9 protein-coding genes are annotated in these 12986 nt (G+C 70.8%); 5 read left to right on the top strand and 4 right to left on the bottom strand.

Annotation, left to right across the window (positions count from 1 at the left end; all coding sequences use genetic code 11):
* Positions 1 to 187: 187 nt before the first annotated feature.
* Positions 188 to 1195 (bottom strand): formimidoylglutamase, encoded by a 1008-nt coding sequence (hutG, locus tag ACWEK3_RS07470; RefSeq protein ID WP_450546822.1) that lies wholly within the window; start codon positions 1193 to 1195, stop codon positions 188 to 190.
* Positions 1192 to 2868 carry a urocanate hydratase gene (hutU, locus tag ACWEK3_RS07465; protein WP_453249155.1) on the bottom strand — a complete coding sequence of 559 codons (1677 nt, stop codon included), beginning with the start codon at positions 2866 to 2868 and terminating at the stop codon, positions 1192 to 1194. Before hutU ends, hutG begins: the two co-directional genes overlap by 4 nt.
* Before the next feature lie 307 nt (positions 2869 to 3175).
* Between hutU and hutC the strand changes: the two genes are divergently transcribed.
* A complete protein-coding gene (hutC, locus tag ACWEK3_RS07460; protein WP_453249185.1) occupies positions 3176 to 3943 on the top strand; it encodes a histidine utilization repressor in 768 nt (255 codons plus the stop codon).
* 136 nt (positions 3944 to 4079) lie between these two features.
* Here hutC and ACWEK3_RS07455 read toward each other — a convergent pair whose 3' ends face one another.
* Complete coding sequence (locus ACWEK3_RS07455) at positions 4080 to 4952, bottom strand: IclR family transcriptional regulator (protein ID WP_453249154.1); 873 nt, start codon at positions 4950 to 4952, stop codon at positions 4080 to 4082.
* A gap of 163 nt (positions 4953 to 5115) precedes the next feature.
* Between ACWEK3_RS07455 and ACWEK3_RS07450 the strand changes: the two genes are divergently transcribed.
* Entirely contained in the window at positions 5116 to 6525 is a 1410-nt protein-coding gene (locus ACWEK3_RS07450) for an amino acid permease (RefSeq protein ID WP_453249153.1), read from the top strand.
* A 167-nt stretch (positions 6526 to 6692) separates the two neighbouring features.
* Positions 6693 to 8228, top strand: a complete 1536-nt coding sequence (gene hutH / locus ACWEK3_RS07445) for a histidine ammonia-lyase (protein ID WP_453249152.1) — start codon at positions 6693 to 6695, stop codon at positions 8226 to 8228.
* A 180-nt stretch (positions 8229 to 8408) separates the two neighbouring features.
* On the opposite strand, the gene ACWEK3_RS07440 is transcribed toward hutH, so the two are convergent.
* Positions 8409 to 9209 carry an IclR family transcriptional regulator gene (locus ACWEK3_RS07440; protein ID WP_450545717.1) on the bottom strand — a complete coding sequence of 267 codons (801 nt, stop codon included), beginning with the start codon at positions 9207 to 9209 and terminating at the stop codon, positions 8409 to 8411.
* 360 nt (positions 9210 to 9569) lie between these two features.
* Between ACWEK3_RS07440 and ACWEK3_RS07435 the strand changes: the two genes are divergently transcribed.
* Both ACWEK3_RS07435 and ACWEK3_RS07430 read left to right on the top strand, forming a co-directional pair.
* Complete coding sequence (locus tag ACWEK3_RS07435) at positions 9570 to 12311, top strand: aminotransferase class I/II-fold pyridoxal phosphate-dependent enzyme (RefSeq protein ID WP_450545715.1); 2742 nt, start codon at positions 9570 to 9572, stop codon at positions 12309 to 12311.
* 17 nt (positions 12312 to 12328) lie between these two features.
* Positions 12329 to 12952 carry a HutD/Ves family protein gene (locus tag ACWEK3_RS07430; protein WP_450545713.1) on the top strand — a complete coding sequence of 208 codons (624 nt, stop codon included), beginning with the start codon at positions 12329 to 12331 and terminating at the stop codon, positions 12950 to 12952.
* The last annotated feature ends 34 nt before the right edge of the window (positions 12953 to 12986 follow it).

Genomic DNA, 12986 nt, shown 5'->3' with positions numbered 1-12986 from the left:
GACCCTTTCCTGCCGACATCTGGGTACGTGGTGGTGTGCGACGACCACCTGTGCGTCGATGGGAGGCCGCCAGGCTGCGGCTGTCCTTGCTCTCACAGCCTGGCGACCAGCTCGGTGGGTGGCAACGGGCGCGGGAAATCCGGCGTGCTGCCCCGCTCCCGGCCCGTTGTCTGCCATCCGTTCCCGGTCACGCCGCCCGGCGGGCCGTCGCGCTCCTGGTGGTCAGGATGCGGTGGACCAGCCGGGCGCCGGCCCGCGCCGTACGGTTGTCGGCGTCGAGGTCCGGATTCAGCTCGGCGACGTCGCAGACGGCCAGCTTCCCGCTTGCCGCCACCGCGGCGCAGACGTGCTCGACGACCTCCATCCGCACCCCGTACGCGGCGGGGGCACTCACCCCCGGAGCCGCGCTGGCGGGGAGCACGTCGAGGTCGATGCTGAGGTGCACGACGTCGCAGCTCGCGAGGAACTCCTCGATGAACGCGTCGACGCGCTGCAGGTCGGGCAGGCCGCACTCGGTGTCGAGCAGGTACCGCACCCCGAGCCTGTCCGCGGTCTGGAAGAGACGGGTGGTGTTGCTCGGCTGGCTCACTCCGAGCACCCAGTAGTTCAGCCGCTGTCCGCGCTGCTCCTCGCCGTGTGCCATCTGGAGGAACGGTGTGCCGGAGCTGGGCCGGACGTCGTCGCGCAGGTCGAAGTGCGCGTCGAGGTTCAGCACCCCGAGACGAGCGCCCTCGCGCAGGGCGCGGGTCCCGGCCAGCCCCAGGTAGCTGCCGTAGGCGACCTCGTGGCCGCCGCCGAGCACCACCACGGGGTGGCCGCGGTCGACGAGCGAGGTGAGTGCCCGGCCCAGGCGGTGCTGCCCGTTCTCCAGGTCCCCGTCGGCCACCTCGATGTCGCCGGCGTCCAGCGCCCGCACCGGCGTCGGCAGCGCCATGGACGCGAGGGCGGCGCGCAGCGCGCGCGGGCCGTCGGCCGCACCCTGACGGCCCTTGTTCCGCCGGACTCCCTCGTCGCTGCGGAAGCCGACGAACGCGACGTCCCCCGGTCCGGTGTCCTGGGGTTCGAGGCCGACCACGTGGTGCCAGCGCAGGTTGTCGGCCCCCGGCCCGTCGTCCCGGCCCGTCCAGGGCTCGGGCGCCACATCTGCCGTCACCGTCCCGGTGCCGGCAGGCAGCACAGGGTTGTCCGTGCTCATTCCGTGTCGCCCTCGGCCATCGGGACGCGCACTCCGCGCTGCTGAGCCACCGAGGTGGCGTACTCGTAGCCCGCGTCCACGTGGCGGATGACGCCCATGCCGGGGTCGTTGGTCAGCACGCGGGAGAGCTTCTCGGCGGCGAGTTCGGTGCCGTCGGCGATGCAGACCTGGCCGGCGTGGATCGAGCGGCCCATGCCGACGCCGCCACCGTGGTGGATGGAGACCCAGGACGCGCCGGAGGAGGTGTTCACCAGGGCGTTGAGCAGCGGCCAGTCGGCGATGGCGTCCGAACCGTCGAGCATCGACTCGGTCTCGCGGTACGGCGAGGCGACGGAGCCGGAGTCCAGGTGGTCACGGCCGATGGCGATCGGAGCGGACAGCTCGCCGGAGGCGACCATCTCGTTGAACTTCAGGCCGGCGCGGTGGCGCTCGCCGTAGCCGAGCCAGCAGATGCGGGCGGGCAGACCCTCGAAGGCCACGCGCTCGCCGGCCATCTTGATCCAGCGGTGCAGGTGCTCGTTCTCCGGGAACAGCTCCATGATGGCCTTGTCCGTGGCCGCGATGTCCTTGGGGTCGCCGGACAGGGCGGCCCAGCGGAACGGGCCGAGGCCCTCCTCGAACAGCGGGCGGATGTGCGCCGGGACGAAGCCGGGGAAGTCGAACGCGCGCTGGTAGCCGGCCTTGCGGGCCTCGTCGCGGATGGAGTTGCCGTAGTCGAAGACCTCGGCACCCTTGTCGAGGAAGCCGACCATCGCCTCGACGTGCTTGGCCATGGACTTGCGGGAGCGCTCGGTGAAGTCGGCCGGGTCCTTGCGGGCCTGCTCGTGCCACTCCTCGACGCTCACGCCGACAGGGAGGTAGGACAGCGGGTCGTGCGCCGAGGTCTGGTCGGTCACGATGTCGATGGGCGCGCCCATCTCCAGCAGCTTCGGGAAGATCTCCGCGGCGTTGCCGGTGAGGCCGATGGACAGCGGCTTGCGGGCGTCCCGGGCCTCGATGGCGAGTTGGAGCGCGTGGTCCAGGTTGTCCGCCGCGACGTCGAGGTAGCGGTGGGCGATACGGCGCTCGATGCGGGTGGGGTCGACGTCGACGCAGATGGCGACGCCGTCGTTCATCGTCACGGCGAGCGGCTGGGCGCCGCCCATGCCGCCGACGCCGGCGGTGAGGGTGATGGTGCCGGCGAGCGTGCCGTTGAACTTCTTGCGGGCGACGGCGCCGAAGGTCTCGTAGGTGCCCTGGAGGATGCCCTGGCTGCCGATGTAGATCCAGGAACCGGCGGTCATCTGGCCGTACATGGTCAGGCCCTGCTCCTCCAGGGACCGGAACTCCTCCCAGTTCGCCCAGTCGCCGACCAGGTTGGAGTTGGCGAGGAGCACACGCGGCGCCCACTCGTGGGTGCGCATGACGCCGACCGGCTTGCCGGACTGGACGAGGAGCGTCTCGTCGTTCTTGAGCGTCTTGAGGGTGCGCACGATGGCGTCGTAGGAGGCCCAGTTACGGGCGGCCTTGCCGGTCCCGCCGTAGACGACCAGCTCCTCCGGGTGCTCGGCAACCTCGGCGTCGAGGTTGTTCATGAGCATCCGCAGGGCGCCTTCCTGCTGCCAGCCGAGGCAGTTCAGTTCGGTGCCGCGGGGGGCGCGGATGCTACGGGCCTCTGGGGAAACGCCGGCCATGCTGATGCCTCCTGAATGGGGATGTCGAATGAATGGGGATGTCGAACCTTGTTCCGTGCGCCCATGACACGTGACGGGCGCAAGGGTGGCGAGTGGCGTCGACCGGATTTCTCGGATCCGAGAAACCGGACGTGCGAAACCGGATGCGCGGACCGCGGGACATCGGTCCGGAACCGGCCGGGCAGACCCTGGGGAAGGCGTCTCCCGCAGGGGGTGTCGTTCGGATCATCCCGGCCGAACGACACCCCCTAGAATTTTTTCGACGAGAGCCCGCCCGACGGGCATGGGGGGAGCGAGGGTGACGAGGATGGTGAACGGCGTGGTCGTGAGCGGTGCGGACCTTGCCCGTCTGTACGAGGAGCGGACCGCGACGTCGGCTCCCGCATACCAGCGGGTGAAGGACCTCGTGACCGAGCAGATCACCAGCGGTCGCTGGCGCCAGGGCGACGCCCTGCCGTCGGAGAACCAGTTTGTCGAGTCGCTCGGCCTGTCCCGCATGACCATCAACCGCGCGCTGCGCGAGCTGACCGCGCGGGGCCTGCTGCGGCGCGTCATGGGTGTGGGTACGTTCGTGGCCCTGAACAAGGGCAGTTCCGGCCTGGTCGAGGTGCACAACATCGCCGACGAGGTCCGCCGGCGCGGGCACCGCTATCACGCACGGGTGCTGGCGCTCTGCGAGGAGGAGGCGGGGCCGAAGGTGCGCGGCCAACTCGGCCTCGGCGAGCGGCAGGCCGTCTTCCGGTCGCGGGTGGTGCACTTCGAGGACGACGTGGCGATCCAACTGGAGGACAGGTACGTCAACCCGGACTTCGCCCCCGGCTACCTGGAGCAGGACTTCACTCTGCGCACGCCGTTCACGTTCCTCTCCGAGGTCGCGCCGCTCGGTAAGGGGGAGCACATCGTGGAGGCGGTGCTTCCGTCAGTGGAGGAGTGCGCGATCCTCGGCATCGAGGCGTCGGAGCCGTGCCTGCTCATCCAGCGCCGCACCTGGTCGCAGGACGCACTCGTGAGCATCGCGCGGCTGCTGCACCCCGGTTCCCGCTACCGCCTCGAGGGCACGTTCGGCACGCACTGACCGCGAGCCGCACGGCTCACGTACCGCAAAGAGGCACGCCGCTGCGGCGACGGGTCATGCCGATACGGCAAAGGGCCTGCCACTGCGGCGACGGGTCATGCCGATACGGCAAAGGGCTTGCCACTGCGGCGACGGGTCATGCCGCGTGCGCGGAGGATCCGTCCCCGAGAACTTGGCCCTGCGCCCCTCGGCCGCCCGACGGACCCGAGGGGGCGCGGCCGGAGACCGCGGCCGTCAGGCGTGCCGCCTCCTGCTGCAGGACCTCCCGCACATGGTCGGCGTCGTGCCGGCTGTAGTGCCGGCTCCACGTGCTGCTGAACGCCGCCACGGGGCGCTCGTTGTGGTCGAACGCGGCCACGCCGATCGAGCGCAGCCCCTCGGAGACCAGCTCGATCTCCTCCGACCAGCCGCGCTCGCGGTCCCGCTCCAGCAGGGTGCGCAGCTCGGACAGTGAGCGCGGCCCCTTGCCGGTGCGGGTGACAAGGGAGCCCGGCCGCGGGAAGAGGGCCCGCAGCTGCGCCTCGCCGGCATGGGCGAGGATCGAACGGCCGCTGGCCGTCAGGTGCGCCGGCAGCCGGACGCCGATGTCGGTGACGAGGGCCACGTCGACGTCGGATCCCTGACCGGTGGGCGGACGCTCCTTGAGCAGGTAGACCGTCTCCGCACCGTACAGGATGCCCAGGTGGACCGTCTGGCCGAGCCGATGGGTCACGCCGCGCAGGATCGGGCGTGCGAGCCGCTCCAGCGGTTCGTGCCGCAGGTAGGCCGAGCCGATCTCGAAGGACGAGACCCCGAGTCCGTACGCCTGCTCCTTCGGGACGTAGGTGACGAATCCCCGGTCGGCCAGCACCGAGAGGATGTGGTACGCGGACGATCGCGGGATGCCGAGATCCCGGGCCAGCGCGCCCGCCTGTACCGGGCCCGAACGGCTGGCGAGGTGCAGCAGGATGTCCAGCGCGCGCCCGACCGCGGGAGATGTGCTGCTCGATGTCGTCTCGTGTTCGCTCATGGGTCCACCTATTGACGCGCCTGTATATACAGGAATATACAAGGCCTTCGATCGTTCTGTGGGCGCGGCGGCCGTCGCCGCTGGGGGCACCCCTAACCCACTTCTCACCCGTCCGGGACACCTCCCGTCCCCAAGGAGCACTACGTTGACCAAGGACACGGCGATGACCTTGACCAGGGGACTCAAGTCCCGGCACATCCGCTTCCTTGCGCTGGGCTCAGCGATCGGGACAGGGCTCTTCTATGGATCATCCGAATCCATCAAGGCTGCCGGTCCCGCGGTCCTCCTGGCCTATCTGATCGGCGGAGCGGCCGTCTTCCTGGTCCTGCGGTCCCTCGGCGAGATGGCCGTGAGCGACCCGTGCGCGGGATCGTTCGGTGAGTACGCCACCAAGTATCTCGGCCCGCTGGCCGGGTTCGCGACCGGATGGACCTACGCCTTCGAGCTGGTCATCGTCTGTCTGGCCGATGTCACCGCGTTCGGCGTGTACATGGGCTTCTGGTTCCCCGACGTACCGCGCTGGATCTGGGTGCTGGCGGTCGTGGGCGTCGTCGGCGTGATGAACCTGTTCAGCGTCAAGGTCTTCGGTGAGCTGGAGTTCTGGCTCTCCCTCGTGAAGATCGTCGCCATCATCGCGATGATCATCGCCGGTGTGGCGATCCTCGTCTTCGGCATCCACACCGGCAGCGCCCACGTCGGGGTGTCGAACCTCTGGAACAACGGCGGGTTCTTCCCGCACGGAGCCCACGGCGTCATCATGTCCCTGGCCGTGGTGATGTTCGCCTTCGGCGGCACCGAGATCATCGGCGTCACCGCCGGAGAGGCCCAGGACCCGGAGAAGACGATCCCGAGCGCGGTCAACACGATCCCCCTGCGCATCGTGCTGTTCTACGTGCTGACCATCGCGGTGATCATGTCGCTCAATCCCTGGCAGAACGTCGACTCCGCGGGCAGCCCGTTCGTCCAGATCTTCGTCGGCCTCGGCATCAAGTCCGCGGCGACCGTGCTGAACCTGGTGGTCATCACCGCGGCCCTGTCCGCGATCAACAGCGACATCTTCGCCGCCGGCCGCATCATGTACGGCATGGCCGAGCGCGGCCAGGCTCCCGCGACCCTGCGCCGGCTCTCCCGCAACGGTGCGCCGTGGATGACCGTGGTCATCATGATGGGCGCGCTGCTCCTCGGCGTCGTGCTGAACTACCTGATGCCGGAGAACGTCTTCGTCATCATCGCCTCGATCGCGACCTTCGCGACGGTCTGGGTCTGGATGATGATCCTGCTGGCGCAGGTCGCCGCCCGCCGCAAGATGTCTCCCGAGGAGCAGGCCGCCCTCAAGTACCCGGCTCCGTTCTGGCCCTACGGCCAGTTCATCGCGATCGCCTTCATGGTCGGCGTGCTCGGGCTCCTCGCCTTCTCGGACAGCACCCGTGTCGCGCTGATCGTCGGCGCCGTCTGGCTGGCACTCCTGTCGGGCGTGTACTTCCTGTGGGGCCGCCCGCGCGGTGGCCGTGCGGACCTCGCCGAGGCCTCCGACCAGGCGGCGGAGGAACCCGTCCCGGCAGCTCAGGGATAGTTGCAGAGGGGTAACCGCGCGCCACCCTCGAACACCGATGGGGTCCGTCCGGCCGGGCGGACCCCATCGGTGTTTTCGTACCGCCCGGAGCGCAACGTCTGGGATACCAGACAATGAGTGCCGTCAGCGCCTCGCGAAGCCGCTCTGACATGGGACTTCATAGATTTATGACTGTTGTTGTGAATGTCGGCCCCCTTTCCGCCGACGACGTTGTTCTCGTCGCCCGTCACGGCGCGCCCGTGGTCCTCGCGGAGGAGGCCCTCAAGGAGATCGCTCGCAGTCGCGAAGTGATCGAGGGTCTGGCCGACGACGTGGTGCCGCACTACGGTGTGTCCACCGGTTTCGGCGCCCTGGCCACGCGCCACATCCCCACCGAGCTGCGCACCCAGCTCCAGCGCAGCCTGGTGCGTTCGCACGCCGCCGGCTCCGGCCCCGAGGTCGAGCGCGAGGTCATCCGCGCGCTGATGCTGCTGCGCCTGTCCACCCTCGCCACCGGCCGCACCGGCGTCCGCGTCGAGACCGCCCAGGCCTACGCCGACCTCCTCAACGCCGGGATCACCCCCGTCGTGCACGAGTACGGCTCCCTCGGCTGCTCCGGCGACCTGGCCCCCCTCGCCCACTGCGCCCTCGCGATCATGGGCGAGGGCCGGGTCCGCGACGCCCAGGGCGAGCTCAAGCCGGCCGCCGAGGCGCTCGCCGCCGCCGGCATCACCCCGGTCGTCCTGCAGGAGAAGGAGGGCCTGGCCCTCATCAACGGCACCGACGGCATGCTCGGCATGCTCGTCCTGGCCTGCCACGACCTGCGGATGCTGCTGCGCACCGCCGACATCTCCGCGGCCATGAGCGTCGAGGGCCAGCTGGGCACCGACGCCGTCTTCGCCGCCGACCTCCAGGCGCTGCGCCCGCACCCGGGCCAGGCCAGCAGCGCCGCCAACCTGACCGCGCTGCTCGCCGGTTCGGGCATCGTCGCCAGCCACCGCGGCCCCGAGTGCACCCGCGTCCAGGACGCGTACTCGCTGCGCTGCTCCCCGCAGGTCCACGGGGCCGCCCGCGACACCCTCGCCCACGCCGAGCTGGTCGCCTCCCGCGAGCTGGCCAGTGCGGTGGACAACCCGGTCGTCACGCTCGACGGACGGGTGGAGTCCAACGGCAACTTCCACGGCGCGCCCGTGGCCTGCGTCCTGGACTTCCTGGCCATCTCGGTCGCCGACATCGCCTCCGTCGCCGAGCGTCGTACGGACCGGTTCCTGGACGTGGCCCGCAACCACGGCCTGAACGCGTTCCTCGCCGACGACCCGGGCGTCGACTCCGGCCACATGATCGCCCAGTACACCCAGGCCGCGATCGTCTCCGAGCTCAAGCGCCTGGCCGGACCGGCCTCCGTCGACTCCATCCCCTCCAGCGCCATGCAGGAGGACCACGTCTCGATGGGCTGGTCCGCCGCCCGCAAGCTGCGCCGCGCCATCGACGGGCTCACCCGCGTCCTCGCCGTGGAGCTCTACACCGCCGCCCGTGCCCTGGACCTGCGCGCCCCGCTGACGCCGGCTCCGGCCACCGCCGCGGTGCGTGACGGGCTGCGCGAGGTCGTCGAGGGCCCCGGCACGGACCGCTGGCTCGCCCCCGAGATCGAGGAGGCCGTGCAGTACGTGGCCTCCGGCCGTGCCCTGGCCGCCGCCGAGTCCCAGGCCGGCCGGCTGCAGTAAGGGCCGGCCTCTCGGAGGCCGCCTGAACAGGGAACCGGCAACGGCCCCGGCACACCGCTCGCGGTGCGCCGGGGCCGCGGCCGTTCTCCCACCGATGAGCCTCTGCGCCCCGACCGGAGTGGTTCCACCGCCCGACCCGCGAGGCTCCACGCCACCCTGCACGGCCCCGCGGGCCAGGCCTCACGACGACGGGGCGTGGTCCCCCGGGCGGCGCGGTGCGTCGGCAACTCCGCCGATACGACGGCTCAGTTCCCGTGCGGTCCTGGCCACTTCCGCGGCGATCCGCTGCTGCTGCTCCGGATCCACCTCCTCGGCCGGGAAGGTGACCGCCACGCCCGCGATCGGGTGGGCGCTGTGATCGAGAACGGGGGCGGCGACGGACGAGAAGCCCGGCGTCACCTCTCCCTCCTCCGTCGCGTACCCGCGCCGCCGTACCTCCACGAGGAGGTTGCGGAGCGCGGACAGCGAGGTGGGCCCGAGCCCGTGGCGCAGGACGAACGCCGAGGGGTCGGGGAACAGGGCGCGCACCTGCGCCTGCGCGAGGCGCGCCAGCACGGCCCGGCCGCTGGCGGTGAGGTGCGCGGGCAGCCGGACGCCGACCTCGGTGACCAGCGGTGCGCGTCCCGACGGCCGCTCCTCGATGACGTAGATCACCTCACGGCCGTGCAGGACGGCCAGGTGCGCGTTGTAGCCGGTGCGGTCCACGAGCTGCGCCAGCGGGACCCGCGCCAGTCGCTGGAACGGGGCCTGGCGGCTGTACCCGGAGCCGAGCTCGAAGGCGCTGACCCCCAGCCCGTAGCGCCGCTCCTCGGGCAGGTGCACGACGAAGCCGTCCCGGGCCAGGGTGTCGAGCAGGTGATAGGTCGTCGAGCGGGGCAGCCCCACGTCGCGGCTGATGGCCGCGGCCGGCACCGGACCGGCCTGGGCGGCGAGGTAGCGCAGGACGGCGAGCACTTGTGCGGCGGCGGGGACCGTGGACATATCGCGAGCGTACGTCCGCCCCGAAACCCTGATCCCGCCTCGCCGCAGGGCGTCTGGGATACGAGACGAATTGCGCGCCATGGGCGTAGCACCGGTGCCTTGACCTGGTGCTTTATGGAACCCATGGCAGAACTGCCGAACCGGCCCGCGATACCGGTCGACGCCCTGGGGCACCCGCCGACGCGGTCGCCGAGGTGCACCGCGCCTCCGACGTCCGCCTCGTCGCCGCCGTCCGGCGGGCAGGCGGCCGCCCACCCGGACCTGCCTGAGCAGGGGGCCGAAGGAGACGCGGTGCCCCGTCCGGCGCCCCTCACTGTCCGTCCGAACCGTCCGCGCCAACCCCGTATGAAGGGAACAGAGATGGGTGACTCCGCCACCGAGGCGGCAACCCGGTCCACCGATTTGCTGACCGCAGGTGTCTACAACAGCGTCCGGCAGCTGCGCGCCGACGCCTGGAGCGCGCTGGCGGCACTGACGCGTCGACTGAGCCTCGACCCGAGCGCCGGCACCTGTGCGAAGGAGCTGACCGAGCAGTTGGAGGACATGTTCCGGCTGCTGGCACCGATCGAGAACTGCTGGGCCTTTCCGGGCAGGGCGGGCCTCGACGAGCTGCGCCGGCTCCACGAGGCCGGAGACCGGCACCGGCTGGCGGAGCGCGCGGACGACCTGAACCTGGCCCTTGGCACGGACACCTACCGAGACGCCGCGCAGGCGCCGGCGCACCCCGAGGACCCGGCCGCCGAGGAGCCGCCCGCGGTGCACGACCCCGCGGCCAAGCCGTACTTCGAGGTACTCGTCGTCGGAGACCTCGACGAGACGGAGGAGCAGGCGCTGCGGGAGGAACTGCGCCACCTGCGCCGCGACGAGGACGAGTTCGTCTACGACCTCGTCGTCGCCCCCAGCTTCGAGGACGCGGTGATCGCGTCGCTGGTGAACTCCAGCCTCCAGGCCGTCGTCATCCGCCACCGGTTCGCCAACCGGTCCCGGCACGACCTGCACGTGGTGCGGCGGTTCTTCGAGGGAACCGCCGCCGAGGCCCTCCCGGAGGAGGACCTGTTCGAGCACCGGGCCCAGGCCCTCGGCGCCCGGCTGCTGGAACTGCGGCCGGAACTGGACCTCTACCTGATGACGGAAGGCGCCGTCGAGCGGACCGCCGGCACGCTCGGCCGGGGCTTCGCGCGGGTCTTCCACGCCCGGGAAGGGCTTCTGGAGCTCCACCTGTCGATCCTGCACGGCATCGGCGAGCGCTACACGGCACCGTTCTTCACCGCCATCCGAGCGCACAGCCGGCGCCCGACGGGCGTCTTCCACGCCCTGCCCATCTCCCGCGGCACCTCGGTGGTCTCCTCCCACTGGATCCCGGAGATGGCCCGCTTCTACGGGCTCAACATCTTCCTCGCCGAGACCTCCGCCACCTCCGGCGGCCTGGACTCGCTGCTGGAGCCCACGGGACCGCTGCGGGAGGCGCAGGACCTCGCGGCCCGTGCGTTCGGCGCCCGGCAGACGTACTTCGTCACCAACGGCACGTCCACCGCCAACAAGGTCGTCGTGCAGGCCCTGGTCCGGCCGGGCGACATCGTGCTGGTGGACCGCAACTGCCACAAGTCCCACCACTACGGGCTGATGCTCGCCGGCGCCCACGTCGTCTACCTCGACGCCTATCCGATGGACCAGTACGGCATGTACGGCGCCGTGCCCGTCGAGGAGATCAAGCGGAAGCTGCTCATGCTGCGGCGCGAGGGCCTGCTGGACCGCGTCAAGCTCCTCCTGCTCACCAACTGCACCTTCGACGGGATCGTCTACAACCCCTCCCGCGTGATGGAGGAGTGCCTGGCGCTCAAGCCGGACCTCGCCTTCCTCTGGGACGAGGCCTGGTTCGCGTTCGCCCGCTTCCACCCCGTCTACCGCCGCCGCACCGCCATGGCAGCCGCCCGCGAGCTGACCGACCGCTACCGCGACGCGGACTACGCCGAGCGGTACGCCGAGCACCGGGAGAGCCTCGGCGAGGACCCGGACGACGAGACTCTGCTGGGCACCCGTCTGATGCCGGACCCGGACGCCGTCCGCGTCCGGGTGTACGCCACCCAGTCGACGCACAAGACCCTGACGTCACTGCGCCAGGGCTCGATGATCCACATCTTCGACCAGGACTTCCGGCACAAGGCGGCCGAGACGTTCCACGAGGCGTACATGACGCACACCTCGACGTCGCCGAACTACCAGATCCTCGCCTCGCTCGACCTCGGCCGCAGACAGGCCGAGCTGGAGGGCTTCGAACTGGTGCAGAAGCAGCTGGAGCAGGCGGGCGTCCTGCGGGACGCGATCGACCAGCACCCGGTGCTCAGCCGCTACCTGCACTTCCTCACCACCCCCGAACTCATCCCGAGCCGGTTCCGCTCCTCCGGCACGGACCAGCCGCTGCGCACCGGACTGGCGAAGATGGCGGCCGCCTGGGAGGACGACGAGTTCGTCCTCGACCCGACCCGGGCCACCCTGCACATCGGCCGTACGGGCATCGACGGCGACACCTTCAAGCACGAACAGCTCATGGACCGTTACGGCGTCCAGGTCAACAAGACCACGCTCAACACGCTGCTGTTCATGACCACCATCGGCACCACGCGCAGCGCCGTCGCCTACCTCATCGAGGTCCTCGTCAAGATCGTCGAGGAACTCGAGGAGAGCATCGAGGAGATGAGCCCCCGCGAGCGTGCCCTCCACGATCGCAGGCGCGCCGCCCTCCAGGCCGGGTCCGCCGCGCTGCCGGACTTCAGCGCGTTCCACACCGCGTTCCGTCCGGGCGCCCACACGCCGGAGGGCGACCTTCGCGAGGCGTTCTTCCTGGCGTACGACGACAGCAAGGTCGAGTACCTGACGGCCGACGAGGTCGCCATGGCCATGGAGAGCGGGCGGGAGGTCGTCTCGGCCACCTTCGTCACGCCGTATCCTCCGGGTTTCCCGGTGCTCGTGCCGGGTCAAGTCGTCAACGAGGCGGTGCTGCGGTACATGGGCGCGCTCGACACGCGTGAGATTCACGGATACCGGCCCGACACGGGGTACCGGGTGTTCACCGAGGCCGCGCTGAAGGACCGGACGGCATGAGACAAGGAGCGGACGGCATGACGACAGGAGCGGAAACCGTGGCGGAAGGAGCGGGCGGCGCGACGGGCGGACGCGTGCTCCGGGCACAGGACCGGCCGGCGACGCGCTGGAAGAACGGCGGCGGTCTGACCCGGGAGGTCGCCGCCGACGGCTCCGGCGCGGGTCTGGAGGACTTCGTCTGGCGGGTGAGTCTCGCCGACGTCGCTCGCGGCGGTCCGTTCTCCTCCTTCGCGGGCGTGGACAGGATCATCACCGTCGTGGACGGGGCGGGGATGGAGCTGAACGTCGACGGTACCTCGCACACCATCGCCGACGCGTACGAGCCCTTCTCCTTTCCGGGTGACGCGGTCACCGACTGCCGGCTGCTCTCCGGCCCCATCGTCGATCTCAACGTGATGACACGGCGCACCCGCGCGACGGCGCACGTCCGCATGGCCCGTCAGGGGTTCTCCGTCGTCCCGCGGACCGGGGTCCTCCTCGTGATCGCCTTGGCGGGCACGGTGGCCGTCGAGGAGTCCGGCGTCACCCTCGACCGGTTCGACGCGGTCCTGTTCCCGGACCGCGACGCCGGCACCCTTCGTGTCGACGGGGTGGCGGCGGTCGTCACCGTCACCACCACTTCCGGCTCGCCCGGGACATGACCAGGACGGCACGCGGGGCCGGGCCCCGGCCGGC

The sequence above is a fragment of the Streptomyces sp. NPDC004721 genome (assembly GCF_053601495.1).
Note: the sequence above shows the minus strand (reverse complement) of the source record. Positions and strands in the feature narration are given on the sequence as shown.